The organism is Rhodopseudomonas sp. P2A-2r (genome assembly GCF_026015985.1).
Taxonomy (GTDB): Bacteria; Pseudomonadota; Alphaproteobacteria; order Rhizobiales; family Xanthobacteraceae; genus Tardiphaga.
The window spans coordinates 4,768,313-4,791,224 of the sequence record NZ_CP110389.1 but is presented as its reverse complement, the minus strand read 5'-3'; the positions used below and the strand labels follow the sequence as shown (position 1 = coordinate 4,791,224).

At 65.2% G+C, this 22,912-nt stretch carries 14 protein-coding genes and 3 pseudogenes; 11 read left to right on the top strand and 6 right to left on the bottom strand.

Annotated features, from left to right (window positions below; all coding sequences use genetic code 11):
• Positions 1 to 53 precede the first annotated feature (53 nt).
• On the top strand, positions 54 to 2,351 hold the full coding sequence (locus ONR75_RS23130; protein WP_265079300.1) for a xanthine dehydrogenase family protein molybdopterin-binding subunit: 2,298 nt from the start codon (positions 54 to 56) through the stop codon (positions 2,349 to 2,351).
• 126 nt (positions 2,352 to 2,477) lie between these two features.
• Complete coding sequence (locus tag ONR75_RS23125; RefSeq protein ID WP_265079299.1) at positions 2,478 to 2,924, top strand: c-type cytochrome; 447 nt, start codon at positions 2,478 to 2,480, stop codon at positions 2,922 to 2,924.
• A 255-nt stretch (positions 2,925 to 3,179) separates the two neighbouring features.
• Here the strand turns inward: ONR75_RS23125 and ONR75_RS23120 are convergent.
• A pseudogene (locus ONR75_RS23120) lies at positions 3,180 to 4,051 on the bottom strand (SDR family oxidoreductase).
• Between the two features lie 123 nt (positions 4,052 to 4,174).
• Here ONR75_RS23120 and ONR75_RS23115 point away from each other — a divergent pair.
• From ONR75_RS23115 to ONR75_RS23100, 4 genes and pseudogenes are all read left to right on the top strand, one after another.
• Positions 4,175 to 4,983: pseudogene (locus ONR75_RS23115) on the top strand (crotonase/enoyl-CoA hydratase family protein).
• A gap of 7 nt (positions 4,984 to 4,990) precedes the next feature.
• On the top strand, positions 4,991 to 6,529 hold the full coding sequence (locus ONR75_RS23110) for an acyl-CoA synthetase (RefSeq protein WP_265079298.1): 1,539 nt from the start codon (positions 4,991 to 4,993) through the stop codon (positions 6,527 to 6,529).
• Positions 6,530 to 6,696: 167 nt separating this feature from the next.
• The gene (locus ONR75_RS23105; RefSeq protein WP_265079297.1) at positions 6,697 to 7,677 is read left to right on the top strand and encodes a tripartite tricarboxylate transporter substrate binding protein; all 981 of its coding nucleotides are present in this window, start codon (positions 6,697 to 6,699) and stop codon (positions 7,675 to 7,677) included.
• Between the two features lie 5 nt (positions 7,678 to 7,682).
• Positions 7,683 to 8,606, top strand: coding sequence for a DUF1932 domain-containing protein (locus ONR75_RS23100; protein ID WP_265079296.1), 924 nt, complete (start codon positions 7,683 to 7,685; stop codon positions 8,604 to 8,606).
• An 11-nt stretch (positions 8,607 to 8,617) separates the two neighbouring features.
• On the opposite strand, the gene ONR75_RS23095 is transcribed toward ONR75_RS23100, so the two are convergent.
• A complete protein-coding gene (locus ONR75_RS23095; RefSeq protein ID WP_265079295.1) occupies positions 8,618 to 11,407 on the bottom strand; it encodes an ATP-binding protein in 2,790 nt (929 codons plus the stop codon).
• A 280-nt stretch (positions 11,408 to 11,687) separates the two neighbouring features.
• On the opposite strand from ONR75_RS23095, the pseudogene ppc reads away from it, so the two are divergent.
• Positions 11,688 to 14,482, top strand: a pseudogene (gene ppc, locus ONR75_RS23090) (phosphoenolpyruvate carboxylase).
• 89 nt (positions 14,483 to 14,571) lie between these two features.
• On the opposite strand, the gene ONR75_RS23085 reads toward ppc, so the two are convergent.
• The 4 genes from ONR75_RS23085 to ONR75_RS23070 form a co-directional block, all read right to left on the bottom strand.
• Positions 14,572 to 15,675, bottom strand: a complete 1,104-nt coding sequence (locus tag ONR75_RS23085; RefSeq protein WP_265079294.1) for an SMP-30/gluconolactonase/LRE family protein — start codon at positions 15,673 to 15,675, stop codon at positions 14,572 to 14,574.
• 286 nt (positions 15,676 to 15,961) lie between these two features.
• Complete coding sequence (locus ONR75_RS23080) at positions 15,962 to 16,885, bottom strand: SDR family oxidoreductase (RefSeq protein ID WP_265079293.1); 924 nt, start codon at positions 16,883 to 16,885, stop codon at positions 15,962 to 15,964.
• Between the two features lie 141 nt (positions 16,886 to 17,026).
• Positions 17,027 to 18,166 carry a thiolase C-terminal domain-containing protein gene (locus tag ONR75_RS23075; RefSeq protein WP_265079292.1) on the bottom strand — a complete coding sequence of 380 codons (1,140 nt, stop codon included), beginning with the start codon at positions 18,164 to 18,166 and terminating at the stop codon, positions 17,027 to 17,029.
• Positions 18,167 to 18,170: 4 nt separating this feature from the next.
• Complete coding sequence (locus ONR75_RS23070) at positions 18,171 to 18,584, bottom strand: Zn-ribbon domain-containing OB-fold protein (protein ID WP_265079291.1); 414 nt, start codon at positions 18,582 to 18,584, stop codon at positions 18,171 to 18,173.
• 208 nt (positions 18,585 to 18,792) lie between these two features.
• On the opposite strand from ONR75_RS23070, the gene ONR75_RS23065 reads away from it, so the two are divergent.
• The 4 genes from ONR75_RS23065 to ONR75_RS23050 all read left to right on the top strand — a co-directional run bounded on the left by ONR75_RS23065 (position 18,793) and on the right by ONR75_RS23050 (position 22,694).
• Entirely contained in the window at positions 18,793 to 20,130 is a 1,338-nt protein-coding gene (locus tag ONR75_RS23065) for an acyclic terpene utilization AtuA family protein (RefSeq protein ID WP_265079290.1), read from the top strand.
• 1 nt (position 20,131) lies between these two features.
• Entirely contained in the window at positions 20,132 to 20,464 is a 333-nt protein-coding gene (locus ONR75_RS23060) for a hypothetical protein (protein WP_265079289.1), read from the top strand.
• Positions 20,465 to 20,503: 39 nt separating this feature from the next.
• Positions 20,504 to 21,853: an amidase gene (locus tag ONR75_RS23055; protein ID WP_265079288.1), complete on the top strand. Its 1,350-nt coding sequence runs from the start codon at positions 20,504 to 20,506 to the stop codon at positions 21,851 to 21,853.
• Positions 21,854 to 22,004: 151 nt separating this feature from the next.
• Positions 22,005 to 22,694 carry a DUF2848 domain-containing protein gene (locus tag ONR75_RS23050; RefSeq protein ID WP_265079287.1) on the top strand — a complete coding sequence of 230 codons (690 nt, stop codon included), beginning with the start codon at positions 22,005 to 22,007 and terminating at the stop codon, positions 22,692 to 22,694.
• Positions 22,695 to 22,912: the final 218 nt, after the last annotated feature.

The following is a 22,912-nucleotide window of genomic DNA, read 5'->3' as shown; positions in this document are numbered from 1 at the left end:
TCCCGCCGATCCGCTGCAATATGGAGCAAATCTAAACTGCAGACGGAAACACCATGGCTCCCATCAAATTCGGCGTCGGTCAAAGCGTGCTGCGCAAGGAAGACGATGCGCTGATCCGCGGCAAGGGCCGCTATACCGACGACCATGCGCCGGCCACGCTGCATGCGCTGGTACTGCGTTCGCCGCACGCCCATGCCACCTTCACCCTCGATGCCGGCCGCGCGCGCACCCTGCCGGGCGTTGCCACCATCCTGACGGCTGCGGACGTCAAGGATCTCGGCGGTCTGCCGTGCCTGTTCAATCTGCCGGACACGCCGTTCACCGGGCCGGACTATCCGATCCTCGCCGACAAGGAAGTGCGCCATGTCGGCGACGCCGTGGCCTTCGTGGTGGCCGAGACCATCGATCAGGCCCGCGATGCGGTCGAGGCCATTGAGGTCAACTGGACGCCGATGCCCGCCGTCATAGGCCTCGTCAATGCCGTCAAGAAGGACGCGCCGCAGGTCTGGGCGAAACACGCCGGCAACGTGCTGTTCGACGTGCCGATCGGCGACAAGAAGGCCGTCGACGCGGTGTTCGCCAAGGCGCACACGGTTGCCGAAGTGCAGATCGTCAATCCGCGCGTCATCATCAACTACATGGAGACCCGCGCGGCGATCTGCGAATACGACGCCAAGCGCGATCACATGACCCTGACCATCGGCAGCCAGGGCAGCCACCGGCTGCGCGATATCCTCTGCGACAACGTGCTGAAGATATCCAAGGACAAGATGCGGGTGATCTGCCCGGATGTCGGTGGTGGCTTCGGCACACGGCTGTTCCCGTACCGCGAATATGCGCTGGTGGCGGTGGCCGCGAAAAAGCTGCGCAAGAACGTCAAGTGGGCGGCCGACCGCGCCGATCATTTCGTCGGCGATGCGCAGGGCCGCGACAACGTCACCCACGCCCGCATGGCGCTGGCGGAAGACGGCAAGTTCCTCGCCATGGATGTCGACCTGATGGCCGACATGGGCGCCTATCTCTCGACCTTCGGCCCTTACATCCCCCATGGCGGCGCCGGCATGCTGCCCGGTCTCTACGACATCAAGGCGTTCCATTGCCGGGTGCGCACCGTGTTCACCAACACCGTGCCGGTGGACGCCTATCGCGGCGCCGGCCGGCCCGAGGCCGCCTATGTGGTGGAGCGTCTGGTCGACGCTTGCGCGCGCAAGCTCGGCATGACGCCGGATGCCATCCGCCGCAAGAATTTCGTGCCGCCGAAGGCAATGCCCTACACCACCGCGACGGGGAAGATTTACGATTCTGGCGACTTCGCCGCCCACATGAAGCGGGCGATGGAGGTCGGCGAGTGGAAGGAGTTTCCGAAGCGCGCCAAGGCTGCGAAGAAGCTCGGCCTGGTGCGCGGCATCGGTCTGGCGACCTATGTCGAGGTCTGCGGCACCATGGGCGAGGAGACCGCCAATGTGGCGCTGGGCGCTGACGGCGACATCACCATCCTGATCGGCACCCAGTCGACCGGGCAGGGCCACCACACCGCTTATGCGCAGATCGTCGCCGAACAGTTCGGGGTGGCGCCGGAGCGCGTCCACATCGTCCAGGGCGACACCGAGAAGGTGGCCACCGGCCTCGGCACCGGCGGCTCCGCCTCGATCCCCTCCGGCGGCGTCAGTGTGCAGCGCGCCACCCGCAAGCTCGGAGAGTATCTGAAGGAACTGGCCGCCGACGCGCTGGAAACCAGCATTGGCGATATCGAGATCAGCGATGGCGCGGCCCGCGTCGCCGGCACCGACCGCTCGGTATCCCTCGCCGATCTGGCGAAGAAGGCGGATCCGGCAAAACTCAACGCGTCGGAGACCTTCAGCAGCGCCGACGGCACCTTCCCGAACGGGACCCATCTGGTGGAAGTCGAGATCGATCCCGCCACCGGCAGGATCGAGATCGTCAACTATGTCATCGTCGACGACTTCGGCGTGACGCTCAATCCGCTGCTGCTGGCCGGCCAGGTCCATGGCGGCACCATGCAGGGCATCGGCCAGGCCTTGATGGAGCAGGCGGTGTACGATCCGAAGGACGGCCAGCTGGTGACCGGTACCTTCATGGATTACGCGCTGCCGCGCGCCGCCGATGGTGCGCCGATCACGTTCGAGACCCATAACATCCCCTGCACCACCAATCCGATGGGGGTGAAGGGCGCGGGCGAGGCGGGCGCGATCGGCTCCTGCCCGGCGGTTGTCAATGCCATCATCGAGGGCCTGCATCGCGAATATAGGATCGAGCACATCGACATGCCCGCCACGCCGGAGCGGGTGTGGATGGCGATCCGCGAACACGAGCGGCTGCACCGGCTGTAATGTGGCAGCCGCTGGAATAGACCTGCAGCAGCGGGGTTATGGGTTCGGGCGTGACAGGCGTCGCGTTCGTAGGGTCAGTGACGTATCTCGTCGCGCTGATCAGTCAACGAAACAGGGAATGAGCCAATGATACGCACTGTGGTTGTCGTGGGAGCCTTGATGCTTGGCGTGGGTGCTGTGGCGGCGCAGCAGGACGTCGTGAAGGAAGCCCAGAACATCATGAAGGCCAATGGCAAGAATCTCGGCGGCGTGCTCAGCGCCATGGCCAAGGGCGAGAAGCCCTACGATCAGGCCGCGGTCGACGCGGCGCTGGCCCAGCTCGACGACACTGCCAAGAAGCTGCCGACCCTGTTTCCGGAAAGCACCAAGGGCCTGAAGCCTGAGGGCGACTACAGCGCCTCGCCGAAGATCTGGGAAGACAAGGCCGGCTTCGACGCCAAGATCGCCAGCTTCGCCAAGGTGGTCACCGAGGCCAAGGCCAAGATCAAGGATCTCGACTCGCTGAAGGCCAATGTCGGCGGCATCGGCAAGGAATGCGGCGGCTGCCACGAGACCTACCGCGTGAAGATCTAGAGTCTGATCCATCAAGACTGAAGCGGCTCAATCTTGTCCCGGACGCGGTGCGGCGCGAAGTGCCGCTCTGCAGATCCGGGACCGTCCCGGGCGCCGGAGTTTTGGGCGGTCCCGGCTCTGCAGCGCACCACGCCTCCTGGCGGAGGCGCATTGCGCTGCGTCCGGGACACGCTTCCATTGAGCAGAATCCGGCCCCGGGACTGCGATCTACTCACGTTGAAGCGCAGCGCTGGATTCAAACTCGCGAATTAGACTCTACCCCCGCGCCACCTTGTCCTTTTCATTCTGCGACTTGATGGCGTCGCGGGCCTGGGTCCAGTCTTCGTCCGACCAGCTGCGCAACTGATAGAAATTGCCGCCCATGGCGAGCGCCTGGCCGCCGTCCATGGCAATGGTCTCGCCATTGATCCAGTCGCAGCCGCCGGAGATGAGGAACACCGCGGTGTTCTGCAACTCTTCCATGGTGCCGACGCGTCCCATGGGATTCATCGCCTTGGTACGGGCGCCGGCCTCGTCGCCGGGCTTGATGCGCTTGCTCATGCCCTCGGTGGGAATTTCGCCAGGCGCAATTGTATTGAGCCGGATGCCATAGCGGCCCCATTCGGTGGCCAGCGACATGGTCATGGCGTGGATCGCCGACTTGCTCATGGATGAGGGCACCACATAGGGACTGCCGTTGCGCACCCAGGTCACGGTGATCGACACCACGTTGCCGGGCAACTTGGCGGCAATCCAGCGTTTACCGACCGCATGCGTGACGTAGAACGTCCCGTGCATCACGGTGTTGGCCACCGCATCGAAGCCGCGCGGCGACAGGTCCTCGGTGCGGGAGATGAAGTTGCCGGCGGCGTTGTTGATGAGGTCGGTGAGCGGGCGATCGGTGAAAATGTCCTCGATCATGGCATCCACCGCCGCGCAATCGCGGATGTCGACGCCGTGGCTGGTCACCTTGCCGCCGAACTCGGCCATCAGTTCGGTGGCGGTCTCGTCGCAGACTCCTTGCGGCGGCCGCAGATGTGCACCTCGGCGCCGAGCGACAGGAATTTGGACGCCATCGATTTGCCGAGGCCGGTGCCGCCGCCGGTCACCAGTATGTTTCGACCTGCGAGAAGCTGCGGATTGAACATCGGATGGTCCTGTTCTAAGAGAATGTTGCCGGGTTAATTAGTTGATTGACTAAAACCGGTGGGCGCTTTCCTGTAAAGCGCAAAACAAAAACAAGTTTGGGGAGGAAACGCCCAGTGCAGGATGTGCAAGATCGCGTCTCGGTGTCCGTCACGGACGGTGTCGCCGATGTCAGGCTGGTTCGCGCCGACAAGATGAATGCGCTGGATGCGGCGATGTTCGAGGCGCTGGTGGCCACGTCGGATCGCCTGAGCCGTGAAAAGGGCTCCGCGCGGTGGTGCTGTCCGGCGAGGGACGGGCGTTCTGCGCCGGGCTCGACATGGGACGATTTGCCGCCATGAACGACAGCGGCGGTGAAGGGCTCGGCGGCGGCCAGAAGCGCGACCTTGCGGCGCGCACCCATGGCCTCGCCAATCATTCCCAGCAGGCCGTGTGGGGCTGGCGGCAGTTGCCGGTGCCGGTGATCGCCGCGATCCAGGGCGTCGCCTTCGGCGGCGGTTTTCAGCTCGCGCTCGGTGCCGACATGCGTTTCCTGACGCCGGACGCGCGCATGTCGATCATGGAAATCAAATGGGGGCTGGTGCCGGACATGGCGGGGACGCCGATCCTGGCCTCCCTGGTCCGCGACGATATTTTGCGCGAGCTCACTTACACCGGTCGCATCTTCTCGGCGCAGGAGGCGCTGAGCTACGGCCTCGCCACCCGGATCTGCGACGACCCGCGCGCCGAGGCGCTGTCGCTGGCGCGGGAGATCGCCAACAAAAGCCCGGACGCGATCCGCGCCGCCAAGCGCATGCTCAACAAGCTGTCGGTCGATCCAGGCCCGGCCTTGCTCGCCGAATCCGTCGAGCAGATGAAGCTGATGGGCCAGCCGAACCAGCTTGAGGCGGTGCGCGCCAATATGGAAAAGCGCGCGCCGCGGTTCGTGGACTGAACGCATCATGGCGTCCTTATTCCACGGCATCATCAGCGGCGAGCGCCGCCGCAGCTTCGCCGACGTCACCGAGCGCGCCGGCCGCATGGCCGGCGGGTTGCAGCGTCTCGGTGTCAAGCAGGGCGACAGCGTCAGCATCCTGATGCGCAACGACATTGCGTTCATCGAAGCCGCCTATGCGGTGGCCCGGCTGGGCGCCTATGGCGTGCCGGTGAACTGGCACTTCAAGCCGGAGGAGATCACCTATGTGATCGCCGATTCCGGATCGAACATCCTGATCGCCCATGCCGACATGCTGCATCAGCTGCGCGATTCCATTCCGGCCGGCACCGTAACCCTCAGCGTGCCGCCGCCGCCGGAGATCCTGGCGAACTACAAGATCGATCCGGCGCATGTCGCAACGCCGGCCGGCGCCATCGATCTGGAAGCGTGGCTGGCGGAGCAGGCGCCCTATGACGGCCCTGTCGTGCCGCAACCCCACAACATGATCTATACGTCGGGTACCACCGGGCATCCTAAGGGCGTGCGTCGCTTTGCCCCGACGCCGGCGCAGGCTGCGTCGGCGGATCAGATGCGGGCGCGGGTCTATGGCCTCAAGGAAGGCGCGCGGGCCCTGTTGCCCGGGCCACTATATCATTCCGCACCCAATGCTTTTGCTTTGCGCGCCGGCCGTCTCGGCGGCGGGCTGGTGATGATGCCGCGCTTCGAGCCGGAGGAGTTCCTGCGCATCGTGCAGGATGAAAAGATCGATACCATCTTCATGGTGCCGACCATGTTCATTCGGCTGATGAAACTGCCGGCGGACGTGCGTGCCAGATACGATGTGTCGTCGCTGCGCCATGTCATCCATGCCGCGGCGCCGTGCCCGCCCGACGTTAAGAAGGCGATGATCGACTGGTGGGGACCGGTGATCTTCGAATTCTACGGCTCCACCGAATCCGGCGCGGTCACCTTCGCCAATTCCGAAGATGCGTTGAAGAAGCCGGGCACTGTGGGCAAGATCGCCCCCGGCGCCGAATTGCGGTTCCTCGGCGATGACGGGCAGATCCTGCCGCAAGGCGAGATCGGCGAAATCTATTCGCGGATCCCAGGCAATCCGGATTTCACCTATCACAACAAGCCTGAGAAGCGCGCCGAGATCGACCGCGAGGGTTTCATCACCTCGGGCGACGTCGGTTACATCGACGAAGACGGCTACGTCTTCATCTGCGACCGCAAGCGCGACATGGTGATCTCCGGCGGCGTCAATATCTATCCCGCCGAAATCGAAGCGGCCTTGCATGCTCTGCCCGGCGTGCACGACTGCGCCGTGTTCGGCATTCCCGACGAGGAATTCGGCGAGGCGCTGATGGCGGTGATCGAGCCGCAGCCGGGCGTCGTACTCGACCTCGCTTCGGTGCGCAGCGACCTCAGGCGGCAACTGGCGGACTACAAGGTGCCCCGCCAGATGGAGATCCAGTCGAACCTGCCCCGCGAGGATTCCGGCAAGATCTTCAAGCGCCGCCTGCGCGATCCCTATTGGGCGCGGGCCGGGCGGACCATCTAGGGGGCAGACGCCGCGGATCTGTCAGGCTAGAGCATTTTTATTTTGAATTGGTTTTAATTGATCCGCGTTCACTACAAGGATTCCTCACCATGAGGACGGTGGGTGGTTTCAATCCGAAAATGCTCTAGAAGTGGCGCAATGCGCCATCAGGTACTGAGGACCAAGACATGTTGACCCGCAAAATATTCATCGGCTGTGCGCTCGCGCTTGGCCTGTTTGGACATGGCAGCCAGCTCGCGCTGGCGGCCGACAACTGGCCGGCCAAGCCGGTGACGATCTTCGTGCCCTATGCGGCCGGGGGCGCCGTCGATGTGCTGGCGCGCACGGTCGGCCAGTCGCTGTCGAAGACCTGGGGCCAGCAGCCCGTGATCGAGAACCGGCCCGGCGCCGGCGGCACCATCGCCTCGCAGGCACTGGCCCAGGCCAAGCCCGATGGCTACACGCTCATCCTGGTCGCGTCAGGTCATCCGCTGAACCAGTTCTTCTATCCGAAACTGCCCTACGACACCTTCAAGGATTTTACCGCGATCAGCGAAGTCGCCTATTCGCCCTTGGCCATCGTGGTGGCCAAGGACAACCCGGCCAAGAACCTCGGGGAATTGCTGGCGCAGGCGAAAGCAAAACCGGACGCGCTGTCCTACGGCATGTCCGGCAACGGCACCTCGGCGCATCTGGCCGGCGAATTGCTGAACTACATGGCCGGCGTCAAGATCGTCTCGATCCCCTACAAGGGCGGTGCGCCGGCGCTGACCGCGGTGATGGCCGGCGACATTCCCATCAGCATCAATCCCTTGCCGGAGATCATGGGGCAGCTTGACGGCGGCGCAGTTCGCGCCATTGCGGTGACCACCGCGACGCGGTCTCCGATGCTGCCCAACGTGCCCACTGTGGCGGAGTCCGGCGTGGCCGGTTACGACACCGCGGTGTGGTGGGGCTTTCTCGGACCCGCCAACATGCCGCCGGAACTGGTGGCCAGGATTCACGCCGACATCGCGACGGCCTTGAAGGATCCGGCTGTGCTGGAAGCGCTGAAGAAGATCGGCGCCACGCCGGCCGACAGTTCGCCCAAGGAATTCGACGCCTTCATGCATGCCGAAGCCGACAAGTGGGGACCGATCCTGAAGCAGGCCAACATCAAGGTGCAGTAAGCGTCATGTCCAACGCCTCGAACCAGTGGCGCATCGGCGTCGTCGGCTATGGCGAAGTCGGGCGCATTCTTGCCGAGGACCTGCGCAAGCAGGACCTGCGCGTCAGCGCCTACGACACCAAGCTCGGCGGCTCGCAGGCCGCCGCCTTGCAGGACCACGCGGCGATGCATGGCGTTGTGCTTGCATCGTCGCACGCCGATCTCGCGGCAAACGCGGACTTCATCATCTCCGCGGTGACGGCGAGCCAGACCGTGCCGGCGGCGCAAGCCTGCGTGCCGGGCCTGCAGCCGCAGGCCTGGTTCCTCGACTTCAACTCCGCCTCGCCCGGCGCCAAGCAGCGCGCGGCGGCGCTGATCGACGGCGGCGGCGGACGCTATGTCGAGGGCGCGGTGATGACCTCGGTGCCGCCCTATCGCCTCAGGGTGCCGCTGCTGCTCGGCGGCCCCGCCGCGCGCGAACTGGCGCCATTGCTGAATGAGATCGGCTTCGACGCCAAGGTCTCCAGCGACCGGCTCGGCATCGCCTCGGCCACCAAGATGTGCCGCAGCATCATGATCAAGGGCATGGAGGCCATGGTGATCGAGAGCTTCACCACGGCGCGCGCCTACGGCGTCGAGGATGCGCTGCTCGCATCGCTCACCGAGACGTTTCCGAGCATCGACTGGGAAAAGCAGGGTGCCTATTTCTTCCAGCGGGTGATCGAGCACGGTCGTCGCCGCAGCGAGGAAGTCCGCGAGGTGGCCGAGACGGTACGCGAGATCGGTTTGACGCCGTGGTCCGCCGAGGGCACCGCCGAGCGCCAGGGCTGGGTCGCCGACCTCGCCGACGACGGTCTGTTCGGCACAAGAGGCACGCCGGAATTCGCGCGCAGCACTGACTGGCGCATGGAGGCCGATCGTATTCTCGCCGCGTTCAAGCCCAAGGTGTGAGACAGGGCGGGCTAACCGGCCTGGCCACGCGCGTTCGCGGCTTCGCCTGATGCAGCGGCGGGAGCGGGCGTCAGCGCAAGCCGCACCATGCGCGCCAGTTCGGACTTGCGATAGGGCTTCGGCAACAGCAGCACGTCGGCATCGAGACGGCCGTGATGCACGATGGCGTTCTCGGTATAGCCGGATGTGTAGAGAACCTTCATGTGCGGCCGGCGCTGCGTCACGGCATCGGCGAGCTGGCGGCCGTTCATGCCGCCCGGCATGATCACGTCGGTGAACAGCAGATCGAAAGCGGCGCCGCCATCGACCTGCGCAAGCGCCGCGGTGCCGCTGGACGCCATCAGCGTTCTGTAGCCAAGGCTGTGCAGTTGCGTGACGACGAAGCCGCTGACCAGCGGATCGTCCTCCACCACCAGGATGGTCTCGCTGCCGCCTTCGATGGGCGCGGCGATTTCGGCCGCCTGCGACTCCGTACTGGCACAGGGCAGGTATAGCTTGATGGTGGTGCCGTAGCCCTCCTCGCTGTAGATCTTGATGTGTCCATTGGATTGCTTGACGAAACCATACACCATGCTCAGGCCCAGCCCGGTTCCGCGGCCGACCTCCTTGGTGGTGAAAAACGGCTCGAACACCTTGTCGCGCAGGCTGGCCGGAATGCCGACGCCGGTATCGCTGACGGCGATCATGACGTAGGGGCCGGGGACCACCTCAACGTTATTCTGGGCATAGGAGTCGTCGAGCACGACATTGCCGGTCTCGAGCAGCAGCTTGCCGCCGTTCGGCATCGCGTCGCGTGCGTTGACCGCAAGATTGAGCAGGGCGGCGGAGAGCTGCGACGGATCGATAAGAGCCGGCTGGGCGTCCTGCTCCAGCGTCGTTTCAATCTCGATCTGCTCGCCGAGCGACGGCCGCAGCAGTTTCACGGTATCGAGGACCATCGTGTTGACGTCGATATTGCGTGGCTGCAGCGGCTGCTTGCGCGCGAAGGCAAGCAGATGCTTGGTCAGCTCAGCGCCGCGGTCGGCGGCCTCCACGATCATGCCGGCGATCGTCAGCAGGGTCGGCCTGTCGGTCAATTCTTCCAGCAGGATTTCCGATGATCCGGTGATCACCGTGAGCATATTGTTGAAATCATGCGCGATGCCGCCGGTCAGTTGGCCGATCGCATCGAGCTTCTGCGACTGGTGCAGTTGTCGCTCGGTCTCCTTGGCTTCGGTGACGTCGCGGAACACGACCACCGAGCCGGTCTGTTTGCCGGCGGCATTGCGAATGGGACGCGCGCCACATAACAGATGTTTGAGCTTGTCGACGCCGTGCGGGCGAAAGCAGACCTCGAATCCATCGACGGTTTCGCCGCGCAGGCTGCGTCGGCTTGGCCATTGCTCCGGCGGAAGCGGTGTCATCCCGTCGGGATAGAATGCCTCGAAGGCGGCGGTCCAGGACGGGCGTTCGCCGGGGATGGGCGATGTGAGAATGGCGGTTGCCGCAGTGTTCTCGTAGACCACCGTCCCGTCCATATCGACGAGCAGAACGGCCTCGGCCATGGTCGCCATGATGCTTTCGAACACTTCCCTGTCGTGTTGCATGGCTGAGGTCCGCTCGCGGACCTCGCGCGCCATTTTCTCGAATGCGCGTGCGAGTATCCCGATCTCGCCTTTGGCCTCCAGCGGAACCAGAAGTGGTGCACCCTGCGAGAACCCCGCCACCGCGGTGGTCATCTGGCTCAGGGGCCGGACCAGGCTGCGTGCGAATGCCACCGCCAGCAGTACGGCGCCGAGGACGGCGATCGCCCCGCCGATCAGGCTGGAGTCGCGTAGCGCGGTGAGCGCCGCGCCGACAATCTTGTCCTCCGGAATCGCTTCAGCTACCGAGACGCGCGGACCGTCGGCGAGGCGGACCGACACGAATGCCACCCCGAAGCGCTTTCCCTCGCGGCTCTCGAAGAGATCCGGCTGTTGTTCGCCGGTCGCGACTGCGCGCGCCAGCCCGGGATAGTCGTCCTGGATCCGATAGGATTTGCCGAACGCGAAACCGAATTCGCGGCTGTTGTCGGGATGGGACAGATAGTCGCCGCGCTCGTTCACGACATAGGTGGCGGCATCCAGGCTGGTCTCTTCGTCGAGCCGCTTGAAAGCAGACCGCATATCGACGTTGATGATGAGCATGCCGAACCGCGCACCGTCAGGTCCGAAAATCGGCGTTGACACCCTGACTACGGGCGCACGGGGTATTTCGATCGTGTCGTTTTCCTGGTTCAGCTCGACCGCCGATACCACGACCTCGCCGTCGCGTGCCGCCATGGTCCGCGCGAAATAAGGTCGATCCGCCTTTTGCTCCAGTTCGGCGTCCGGGACGATACGGGCCGCGCCACCCGCAGTCGGTCGTTGCGCCCGCACCAGTTCGCGCCCGCCATCGGCGAGTCCGATGATGCGGAACGCCAGGTATTGCTGCTTGGCGTCGAGTTCGGCAGCAAGTCGTTGCGCGATGCGGCCACGCCATTGGGCGAGAGAGAGGCCGGTCTGCCCGGCTGCGGGATCGCGACTGAGGGCGATCACCTCGTCGAGGCCGATGATGTGGCGAAACCCCTTGAGGTCGGCGCGGGCATTTGCAACGAGATTGGACAGATCGACGGCGAGGGCGCGGGCGTTGGCATCCAGGCGCACCAATGCGCGGGGAACCGCGATAGCGGCAATGTTGCGGTAGCTCAGAAAGCCGACCGTTCCGGCCGTGGCAAGCACCAGCGCGACGATTGCGATCGTCAGTCGCGTCGATAGGCTCAGTCCCTGCTTCAACAAGCGCACCTCCAACTCCTGCTTACGCCAGATCGTCGTTGCACCGCAATGATTTAGCGCCCGCCTGCGCCATCGTTCCGTGAAGCGGCCGCGCGCTACCACGGGCCGTCGGCCAGAGGACGGTTGCCAATATAGCGCGGTGAACGGCGAGCGCGGACGCGAATGACAGTGGCGGCCAGCGATCGGCCCGTAGCTTGCATCTGATTCTGCACCACCGCTCTTGCACCGCCGCAAAAAACTTGCGACCAAAGCGGCCGGCAACCGTTGGAGCATGCGCGTGTCCAGAACCATGCCACTCGACCAGGATGTCCTTGCCAACCGCAGTGAGGACGTCGCCGCCCTCGAAGCCGATGCAAGGCTGCGCGACGATATCCGGTTGCTCGGCCGCATTCTCGGCGACACCGTTCGCGACCAGGAGGGGAGGCGGTGTTCGATCTGGTCGAACGCATCCGCACCACCTCGATCCGCTTCCACCGCGACGAGGATCTGCCGGCGCGGCGCGAACTGGAAACCATTCTCGATGCTATGTCGACCCCCGAGACCGTGCGCATCGTGCGCGCCTTCAGCTATTTTTCGCATCTCGCCAACATCGCCGAGGACCAGAACAACATCCGGCGCATGCGGGCGCAGCGCGCCCATGACGGCGCGGCATCGGCGGGGACGCTGGCCGGCGCGATCGGCCGCGCCCACGCGGCGGGCATTGATGCTGCGGCGCTGCGGCGGTTCTTCGGCCAGGCGCTGATCAGCCCGGTGCTGACCGCGCATCCCACCGAGGTCAGGCGCAAGAGCACCATCGACCGCGAAATGGAGATCGCCGCACTGCTCGACAAGCGTGAGCGGATGCAGCTTACTCTCGAGGAGGACGACCTGCTGGAGGAGCAGCTACGTCGGGCGGTGTTGACGCTGTGGCAGACCAACCTGCTGCGCCGGACCAAGCTGACCGTGCTCGACGAGGTCACCAACGGCCTGTCATTTTACGACTACACCTTCCTGCGCGAGGTGCCGCGCCTGCACAATGCGCTGCAGGACCGGCTGGATGCAGATCTGCCCGCGGACGCTAGCGAGGCGGACGGTGAGCTGGGCTCGTTCCTGCACATGGGAAGCTGGATCGGCGGCGACCGTGACGGCAACCCTTTCGTCACCGCCGATGTCATGCGCGGCACGCTGGCGCTGCAGAGCGCCCGCGCCCTGAACTTCTATCTCGACGAGTTGCATGTGCTGGGCTCCGAACTGTCGCTCGCGGCCCATCTTGCCGATATTTCCGACGAGTTGCGCGCGCTCGCCGAGCGTTCCCCGGATCGTTCGCCGCATCGCGTCGGCGAACCCTATCGCCTGGCGGTCTCCGGGATCTATGCGCGGCTGGCGACGACGGCGCATGCGCTCGGCGTCGAAGCCAGCCGCCATCCGGTCGGTGCCGCCGAGGCCTATGCCAGCGCGGGAGAATTCAAGGCCGATCTCGACGTGCTGCAGCGCTCGCTGATATCAAACAATTCCAGGGTGATCGCACGCGGCCGGCTGCGCGCGTTGCGCCGCGCGGTGGATTGCTTCGGCTTTCATCTTGCGAGCCTGGACATCCGGCAGAACTCAGCGGTGCACGAGCGCACCATCGCCGAGCTGATCGACGCCGCCATGCCCGGCACCTCCTATCTGGCGCTCGGCGAGGACGCGCGCATCGCGCTTTTGACCGGCGAACTGCGCAACACCCGGCCGCTGGCGTCGCCCTTCGTCAAGTATAGCGACGAGACGCTGGGCGAACTGGCGCTGTTCCGCGAAGCCGCCGCGTCGCATGCGCGCTACGGCGAAAGCGTGATTCCCCAATGCATCATCTCCATGTGCAAGGGCGTCTCCGACATGCTGGAGGTGGCGGTGCTGCTCAAGGAGGTCGGCCTCGTGGATTGCTCCGGCCGCAGCGGCATCAACATCGTGCCGCTGTTCGAGACCATCGAGGACCTGCAGGCCTCCGCCGCGATCATGGACCGGCTGTTTTCGCTGCACGACTATCGCCGCCTGGTCGACAGCCGCGGCGCCGTGCAGGAGGTCATGCTCGGCTACTCCGACAGCAACAAGGACGGCGGCTTCGTCACCTCGGGCTGGGAGCTCTACAAGGCCGAGATCGGGCTGATCGAGGTGTTCGAGCGCCACACTATCCGGCTGCGGCTGTTTCACGGCCGCGGCGGCTCGGTCGGCCGCGGCGGCGGCCCGAGCTACGACGCCATCCTGGCGCAGCCCGGCGGCGCTGTGGACGGACAGATCCGTATCACCGAGCAGGGCGAGATCATCTCGTCGAAATATTCCAACGCCGAGGTCGGCCGTAACAATCTGGAAATTCTCGCGGCGGCCACGCTGGAAGCCAGCCTGCTGGCGCCACGTCACAGCGCCCCGCGCGCCGAATATCTCGAGGCGATGGAAGAGCTTTCCGCGCTGGCCTTCAAGGCCTATCGCGGACTGGTCTACGAGACCGACGGCTTCGTCGACTACTTCTGGGAGTCGACCGTCATCACCGAGATCTCGACGCTCAACATCGGCAGCCGTCCAGCCTCACGCAAGAAGACGCGGGCCATCGAGGATCTCCGCGCCATCCCGTGGGTGTTCTCCTGGGCGCAATGCCGGCTGATGCTGCCGGGCTGGTACGGTTTCGGCAGCGCGGTGGAGGCGTGGCTCATCGCCCATCCCGACAAGGGCATGGCGTTCCTGCAGGAGATGCACCGCGAATGGCCGTTCTTCCGCACGCTGGCATCGAACATGGACATGGTGCTGGCCAAGAGCTCCATCGCCATCGCCTCGCGCTATGCCGAACTGGTGCCCGACGTCGCCTTGCGCGAAAAGATCTTCGGCCGTATCCGCCAGGAGTGGCACACCTCCATCGAGACATTGCTCGACATCATGGGCCACGATCGCCTGCTGCAAGACAACCCGCTGCTCGAACGCTCGATCCGCAACCGTTTTCCGTATCTCGATCCGCTCAACCATGTGCAGGTGGAGCTGCTGAAGGCCCATCGCGCGCACGATCCGGACGAGCAGGTGCTGCGCGGGATTCAACTGACCATCAACGGCATTTCGGCGGGATTGCGGAATAGCGGGTGATGTCGCGGTGGAATTGGAACGGCCGCTCACCAAACGCGGTGTCATCGCCCGGCCGGGCGACGACAGTTTTGGATGTGGCGAACATCGCCTCAACAGAAATGCGCGCCCTGCGTCTCCACATAGACCGCATACAATGACTGGCTCGCGGTCATGAACAGCCGGTTGCGCTTCTTGCCGCCGAAGCAGACGTTGGCGCAGATTTCCGGCAGCTTGATCTGGCCGATGCGGGCGCCGTCCGGCGCGAAGATGTGCACGCCGTCATAGCCTTCGCCGACCCAGCCGGCGCCGACCCAGAGATTGCCCTCGGTATCGACGCGCAGGCCATCGGGAAAGCCCGACTTGCCATCCAAGGTCATGTCGACCAACTGCTTGGCATTGCTGAGCTTGCCGCCGTCGACGTCGTACTGCCACACCACGTTTTTCGCATTCGGGTAGTGTGTGATGCCGGTGTCGCAGACATAGAGCTTCTTGTAGTCGGGGCTGAATGCGAGGCCGTTGGGCTTGAACGGCTCGTCGGCCACCTTGGTAACCTGGCCGGACTGGCCGTCGATGCGATACACCGCCTCCTTCTGATAGGGCGAGACCGAACCGGTATTGGCCAACTGGCCTTCATAGATGCTGATCGCTCCATAGCCGGGATCGGTGAACCAGATCGACTTGTCGTTGGGATGCACGACCATGTCGTTGGGGCCGTTCAAGGGCTTGTCGCCAGCTTTCTCGGCCAGCGTGGTGACGCTGCCGTTGTGCTCGAAGCGCACCAGCCGCGTGCGCTCGGCGGTGATCTGCCGGCCTTCGGTGTCGAAGGAATTGCCATTGCTCTCGTTGGACGGCTTGCGGAACTGCGGCGAGATATGGCCGTCGTCGTCGAGATAGCGCAGTTGCCGGTTGTTCGGAATGTCGCTCCACACCAGATACTGGCCCTGCGCATTCCACGCCGGTCCTTCCGCCCACAGGCAGCCCGTATAAAGCCGCTGGATCGCGGTGTTGCCGACCTTGGCCTTGAAACGTTTTGCGTCGATGACGACGATATCGGGATCGGGGTAACGCTGCGGCTCGGCGCCGCGGCCGAAATTGCGCGCCGATGCGTCGGTGGCGATCAGCGAAGTTGCGGCAAGGGTCGCAGCGCCACGCAACAGGGTTCGGCGGTCGAGGTGATTTGGCACGGCATCGCGCGTCTCAGACTGAGTCTGCATGATCGTCCTCCCGGTTATATTTTCCCCCAGCCTATGCAGCTATTAGAATACCGGTGTGACAGGGAGGCCAGCGAATTCGATGCTGCCGTGCGGCGAGCGCGATGCACAAGTCGGTGGAGGCACGTGCCCCGGACGCGATGCAACACGAAGTGTTGCTTCGCAGAGCCGGGGCCTTCCTAGGGGCGACGGCGCTTGGAACGGTCCCGGATCTGCGGAGCAGCGTCGTCGGCGACGCTTCGCATCGCCTGCGCTGCACCGCGTCCGGGAATCGAACCTCGGTTGTGCGTTACACCGGATCCCAGCTGAAAATATCCGCCGAGCGGTCCAGCTTGTAGAACGACGATTTCAGCGCGGGCATGCCGTGCTCGGCGAGGCTCTGCGGAGTCCAGCCCTCGCTGCGATGGATCGAACGCAGCGGGCGCGACTGGCCCATCAGGAAGATCTCGTTCATGCGCGCAGCGAAGATCTGCCCGGTGACGTCCTTGGCGGCATCGGAGAGCAGGAACGCCACCAGCGGCGCGATCTTTTCCGGACCCATGCGCTGCATGCGCTCGACGCGGGCCTTCTCGGCTTCGGTCTCGGTCGGGATCGAGCCGATCATGCGGCTCCAGGCGAACGGCGACACGCAGTTCGAATTGACGCCGAAGCGCTGCATGTCGAGCGCGATCGACTTCGACAGGCCGACGATGCCGAGCTTGGCCGCCGAATAGTTGGCCTGGCCGAAGTTGCCGATCAGGCCGGAGGTCGAGGTGAAGTGCACGAACGAGCCGGAGTTCTGCTCGCGGAAGAAACGCGCGGCGGCATGCGAGGTGTAGAACGAGCCCATCAGGTGCACCTTGATGACCATCTCGAAGGCGTCGATGGACATCTTGTGGAAGATCGCGTCGCGCAGGATGCCGGCGTTGTTCACGACGCCGTCGATGCGGCCATAGGTGTCCACCGCCTGCTGGATGATCTTGCTGGCGGGGATCGCCTCGGCGACGGATTCGAAGTTGGCGACGGCAGTGCCGCCGGCCTTGCGGATTTCCTCGACCACTTCCTCGGCCGGTGCGACGCTGGCGCCGCCCGATCCGTCGGTGCCGACGCCGGGATCGTTGACCACGACCTTGGCGCCTTCGGCGGCGCACAGAAGCGCAATGCCCCGCCCGATGCCGCGCCCGGCGCCGGTGACGACGATGACTTTTCCGTCGAGTGATTTTGTAGTGGCCATTCTTCTGTTTCCCTTGGTTGTCATTCCGGGGCGCGAGCAGCGCAAGCTGCGAGCGAACCCGGAATCTTGGAATGAGACGATGAACATATCGAGGTTCCGGGTTCGCGACCGCCTGGCGGCGTTCGCGCCCCGGAACGACAGTTACTTCTCGTTCGTAAAAATCACCGTGCCCGACGCCGCGAACATGCCGCCGACGCCGTGGCAGACGGAGATCTTCGCGCCCGGCACCTGTGCCGGCGCAATGCCGCGCATCTGTCGCACGCTCTCCTGCAGCGCGTACATGCCGTACATGCCGGAATGCATGTAGCTCAGCCCGCCGCCATTGGTGTTGAGCGGCAGCTTGCCGCCTGGCCTTGTATTGCCGTCGGCGATGAACTTGCCTGTCTCTTCATGCGGCATGAAGCCGAGATCGCCGAGGCCATACAATGGCAGATGCGCAAAGGCGTCGTAGATCATCAGGTGGTCGACATCCTCATGCGCGATGCCGGCTTCGCGGAACGCGGTCGGCCCCGCGACACGGAATGCCGCCGAACTGTCGAACGTCTTCATCTGGCTGACCATCGGCGTTTCCACGCTCTCACCGGTGCCGAGGATATAGACCGGCTTGTTCGGGAAATCCTTTGCCCGCTCCGCCGAGGTCAGGATCAGCGCGCCGCCGCCGTCGGTGACCAGGCAGCATTGCAGGATGCGGAACGGGTAGGCGATCATCTTCGAGTTCAGCACGTCCTCGACCGTGATCGGCGCCTTCATGGTGGCGCGCGGATTCTTCGCCGCCCATTCGCGCTGCACCACCGCCACCGAGGCGATCTGCTCGTGGGTGATGCCGTGGGTCTTCATGTAGCGCAGCACCGGGATCGGAAACATGCTGGGCGGCCCGTAGACGCCATAGGGCGCCTCGAACTGGCCATTCAGGCTGTCCGCCGGCGTCGAGCGCGGCTGCTTGCCGATCATCGACTTGCCTGACTCGGCGTGCGTAATCAGCACGGTCTTGCACAGCCCGGCCTCGATCGCCGCGGCGGCGTGGCGGACATGCAGCATGAAGGAGCAGCCGCCCACCGAGGTGCCGTCGACCCAAGTCGGCGTGATGCCGAGGTAGTGCGCGATCTGCTGCGGCGTCTCCACCGCGGTGGCGATGCCGTCGATATCCGACAGTTTCAGGCCGGCATCGGCGATCGCATTCAGTGCCGCATCGGCGTGCAACTGGATCTGTGACATGTTTGGGATGACGCCGAGCTCGGTGGTCTCGGCGGCGCCGACCACGGCGACTGCGTTTCTGCGCATGGTGTCAGCCTTTCGCCGGACGGAATACGGGGAGGGTGATCTGGTCGTCGAGCGTCTCGAACGCGACTTCGAGCTTCATGTCGAGTTCCAGAGCCTCCGGGGTCTGTGGGCAGTCGATGATGTTGCTCATCAGCCGCGGGCCTTCCTCCAGTTCGACCACAGCGATGGCGTAAGGCGGCGTAAAGCCAGGGGCGGCCGGCCGGTGGTTGATCACGTAGGAATACAGCGTGCCCTTGCCGGACGCCTTGAACACGCTGACCTTGCGCGAGGCGCAGGACGGGCAGAACGGGCGCGGCGGAAAATACACGTTGGCGCAGGCGTCGCAGCGCTGCAGCCGCAGCTCGCCGGCTTTGGCGCCATCCCAGTAGTGCTGGGTTTCCGGGGTCGGTTTGGGGCGTGCGCGTGCCGGTTCGGCCATGGCTTTCGTTCTCTCCCTGGGATCGGACCGCGGGGGTCCTGTTGTGTCTTGATGGACATTCCACATTCCGGGGGCAACGGTCCAGCGCGGTGGACGCATGGCCGCATCTGCTGGTCGCGTGGCGAGGCTTGTGCCGTCGCAACCTGCCGGGGTAGGTTCGCGTAAAATACATGCAGAAATTTGAGGGAGCCGACATGCCGGGGCGATCTTGCGCAGCATAAGAATCGGATCGGGCGCCGGCTATTCGGGCGATCGCATCGAGCCCGCTGTCGAACTCGCCGAAAAGGGCGACATCGACTATCTGGTGTTCGAATGCCTGGGCGAGCGCACGGTGGCGCTGGCGCAGCAGGCGCGGATGAAGAATCCCGACGGCGGGTTCGATCCGCTGCTCGAGGAGCGGATGCGCGCAGTGCTGCCGATCTGCGCCGCCAAGGGCATCAAGGTCGTCACCAACATGGGCGCGGCGAACCCCGAGGCGGCAGCGCGCCGTACCGCGGAGATTGCGCGCGCGCTCGGCCTGTCGCTGAAGATCGCCGCCGTCGTCGGCGACGACGTGCTGGAGGCCTGCAAGGACAGCGCGCTGCCGTTGCTGGAAATCGACGGCACGATGCGGCAGCTCGGCAACCGCGTCCTGTCCGCTAACGCCTATCTCGGTGCCGCGCCGATGGTGGAGGCGCTGAGCGCCGGCGCCGATGTGGTGATTACCGGCCGCGCCTCCGATCCTGCGCTGTTCATGGCACCGATGATCCACGCTTTCGGCTGGGCGCTGGACGACTGGAATCTGCTGGGGCAGGGCACCGTCGCCGGCCATCTGCTGGAATGCGCCGGCCAGGTCACCGGCGGCTATTTTGCGGACCCCGGCTTCAAGGATGTACCGGGTCTGGCGCGTCTTGGCTTTCCCATCGGCGAGGTCGGCGAGGATGGCTCGCTTGTCATCACCAAGGTGGCCGGCTCCGGCGGCGCCGTGACTGCGGCGACCTGCAAGGAGCAGCTGCTCTACGAGGTGCACGATCCCCAACGCTATATCCAGCCCGACGTGGTGGCGGATTTCTCCGGCGTCAGCGTCGAGCAGATCGGCCCCGACCGCGTCCGCATTGGCGGCGGTCGTGGCACGGCGCGCACCGATACGCTGAAGGTCTCGGTCGGCTATGTCGACGGCTTCATCGGCGAGGGCCAGATCTCCTATGCCGGCCCCGGCGCCGTGGCGCGCGGCAGGCTGGCGCTGGAGATCGTGCGCGAGCGCCTGAAGCTGACGGGCGTCGCCAGCAGCGAGCTGCGCTTCGATCTGATCGGCATCGATTCACTGCACGGCGAGGCGCTCAGCGCCGGCCGGGCCGAACCCTACGAGGTCCGCGTCCGCGTCACCGGGCGCACCGAAACCATGCGCGAGGCAGTTCGCATCGGCAACGAGGTGGAGACGCTGTACACCAACGGCCCGGCTGGCGGCGGCGGTGCCACCAAATCGGCGCGGGAGGTGGTGGCAGTCGCCTCGGTGCTGCTGCCGCGCGAGCAGGCGACGCCGTCGATCCGTTTCGTGGAGAGCTGAGATGAAGCTGCGCGAACTCGCCCATTCCCGCACCGGGGACAAGGGCAATATCTCGAATATCTCGGTGATCGCCTATGACGCGAAGCACTACCCGCTGTTGCTGGCGCAGGTCACCAGCGCGCGCGTGCGGGCGCATTTCGCCGGCATCGTTGCCGGCGATGTGGTGCGCTACGAATTGCCCGGCATCGCCGCGCTGAATTTCGTCATGGACCAGGCGCTGGGCGGCGGCGTGACGCGCTCGCTGGCGCTGGACGCGCATGGCAAATCGCTCAGCTCCGCGCTGCTCGATCTGGAAATCGACGGCGACTTGGGCGATACCTCTACCGCGCCGTGAGCGGTCATTCGCCACGGTCTGAAACGGGATATCCGACGCATGACAGACCAGCCCACTCTCGCCGGCCTGGCGGCCGATCTCGACTCCGGACGTACCACCTCGCGACAACTGGTCGAGGCCTGTCTGGCTGCCATCGCCGATCCCAAGGGCGAGGGCGAGCGGGTGTTCATCCATGTTGACAAGGCGGCAGCGCTGGCCGCCGCCGATGCCATGGATGCCCTGCGCAAGGTCAGAGCGGCGCCGTCGCCTTTTGCCGGCATCCCCGTCTCCATCAAGGACCTGTTCGACATCAGGGGCCAGGTGACCACCGCCGGCTCCCGCGTGCTGGAGGACTCTGCACCCGCCGAGGCAGATGCCCTCGCGGTGGCGCGGCTGCGCCGCGCCGGCTTCGTGGTGATCGGCCGCACCAACATGACCGAATTCGCCTATTCCGGCATTGGCATCAATCCGCATTACGGCACCCCGAAGGGCGCGTGGCAGCGCGACGTTGGCCATGTGCCCGGCGGCTCGTCGGCGGGCGCCGCGGTGTCCGTACTCGACGGCATGGCCCATGGCGCGCTGGGCACCGATACCGGCGGCTCGTGCCGGATTCCGGCGGCCTATAACGGCATTGTCGGTTATAAGCCGACCCAGCGCCGCGTGCCGCTCGACGGCGCCGTGCCGCTGTCGTCATCGCTGGACAGCATCGGCCCGCTGGCGCGCACCGTGGCGTGCTGCGCGGCGATGGACGCCGTGCTCGCCGATGAGAGCTTCACGCCGCTGGTGCCGCGCCCGATCAGGGGCATGCGGCTCGCGGTGCCGACCACCATTGCGCTCGACGATCTCGACGAGGCCGTCGCAAAGACCTTCGAGCGCGCGCTGGCGACGCTGGAGCAGCACGGCGCGATCATCGAACGCATCGCGGTGCCGGAATTCCTCGACATCGGTCCGATCAGTTCCAAGGGCGGCTTTGCTGCCGCGGAAAGCTATGCCTGGCATCGCTACCTGCTGACCAGCCGCGGCAGCGAATACGATCCGCGCGTGTCGGTGCGCATCATGCGCGGCGAAAGCCAGAGTGCGGCCGACTACATCGATCTGTTTGCCGCGCGTCGCTCGATGATCGAGCGTGCCGAGGCCCGCATCGCGCCCTATGACGCGCTGGTGTTGCCGACCACGGCGAACACGCCGCCGTCGATAGCGAACATGGCCGACGACAAGGCCTTCGCCAAGGCCAACATCCTGTCGCTGCGCAACTGCACCCTGATCAACATGATCGACGGCTGCGCCATCTCGCTGCCGGCGCATCGCCAGGGCGAGGTGCCGGTCGGGCTGATGCTGGCCGGTGCTGGCGGCTCCGATCGCCGCATCTTCGAACTCGCCGCCGGCATTGAAGGCGTCATCCGCGGGTAGGACACGCAGACCTCATCCTGAGGAGCGCGCCCTTCGCGCGCGTCTCGAAGGATGAGCCACGAACTGCCTCATGGTTCGAGACGGCGCTGAAGAAGCGCCTCCTCACCATGAGGCCCGGACCATCCGAGCCAATTGCACGAAGGACCATCCTATGACCACCACCATCGCGTTCACGCTGGACGCCAGGGGCACGCAATCGCCGCTGACGCTGTCCATCACCCAGGGCGTGATCGCTGGCTGGACCGGCCGCGATCCCGTGGCGCGCGATCACCATATTGCCGAACTCGCGGCCATCGGCATCGCGCCGCCGGCCTCCACGCCGATCTACTATCGCTGCTCCGCGCGCCGCTTCACCACCGACGGCGCCATCGAATGCACCGGCGGCGATTCCTCCGGCGAGGTCGAGTTCTGTCTGTTTGGCGGCAACGGCAAGACCTATGTCGGCGTCGGCTCCGACCATACCGACCGCAAGGTGGAGACCTACAACATCACCGTGTCCAAGCAGATGTGCGACAAGCCGGTTGCCGCCACGGTGTGGGATCTCGCCGAGGTCGAAGGCCACTGGGACCAGATCATCCTGCGCTCCTTCGCCACAATCGACGGCGTCCGCGTGCTGTACCAGGAAGGCACATTGAGCGGCATGCTGCCGGTGGCCGAACTGATCCGGCGTGGCTTCAACCGTGACACGCTGCCCGAGGGCACCGCCATGTTCGGCGGCACGTTTGCGGCCAAGGGCGGCATCCGCCCCGCCACGCGCTTCGATTATGAAATGGAAGACCCGGTGCTGAAGCGCAAGGTTGCATCGGGCTACGACATCGTGACGTTGCCTGTGGTGGGGTAGTTTCTTCCCTCGCCCCGCACTTGCGGGGAGAGGGTGCCTGAGCGCAGCGAAGGCGGGTGAGGGCGGGGCAGGGCGCTCAATTCGTCACGGGATGCGAGATAATTTTGCCCGCCTTGTGCCCGGCCCCTCACCCGACCGACTTCGCTGCGCTACGCCGGTCGACCTCTCCCCGCGCAAGATGCGGGGAGAGGTTAGGTCCGCGCCCGACGTGTCGGAAA

Bases quoted from the DNA above. Each gene is read 5' to 3' on its own strand.
- ONR75_RS23080 (WP_265079293.1), bottom strand. From the start codon at position 16,885: ATGGCCACTACAAAATCACTCGACGGAAAAGTCATCGTCGTCACCGGC.
- ONR75_RS23075 (WP_265079292.1), bottom strand. From the start codon at position 18,166: ATGCGCAGAAACGCAGTCGCCGTGGTCGGCGCCGCCGAGACCACCGAG.
- ONR75_RS23110 (WP_265079298.1), top strand. From the start codon at position 4,991: ATGGCGTCCTTATTCCACGGCATCATCAGCGGCGAGCGCCGCCGCAGC.
- ONR75_RS23130 (WP_265079300.1), top strand. From the start codon at position 54: ATGGCTCCCATCAAATTCGGCGTCGGTCAAAGCGTGCTGCGCAAGGAA.
- ONR75_RS23105 (WP_265079297.1), top strand. From the start codon at position 6,697: ATGTTGACCCGCAAAATATTCATCGGCTGTGCGCTCGCGCTTGGCCTG.
- ONR75_RS23050 (WP_265079287.1), top strand. From the start codon at position 22,005: ATGACCACCACCATCGCGTTCACGCTGGACGCCAGGGGCACGCAATCG.
- ONR75_RS23125 (WP_265079299.1), top strand. From the start codon at position 2,478: ATGATACGCACTGTGGTTGTCGTGGGAGCCTTGATGCTTGGCGTGGGT.
- ONR75_RS23070 (WP_265079291.1), bottom strand. From the start codon at position 18,584: ATGGCCGAACCGGCACGCGCACGCCCCAAACCGACCCCGGAAACCCAG.
- ONR75_RS23055 (WP_265079288.1), top strand. From the start codon at position 20,504: ATGACAGACCAGCCCACTCTCGCCGGCCTGGCGGCCGATCTCGACTCC.
- ONR75_RS23060 (WP_265079289.1), top strand. From the start codon at position 20,132: ATGAAGCTGCGCGAACTCGCCCATTCCCGCACCGGGGACAAGGGCAAT.
- ONR75_RS23100 (WP_265079296.1), top strand. From the start codon at position 7,683: ATGTCCAACGCCTCGAACCAGTGGCGCATCGGCGTCGTCGGCTATGGC.
- ONR75_RS23085 (WP_265079294.1), bottom strand. From the start codon at position 15,675: ATGCAGACTCAGTCTGAGACGCGCGATGCCGTGCCAAATCACCTCGAC.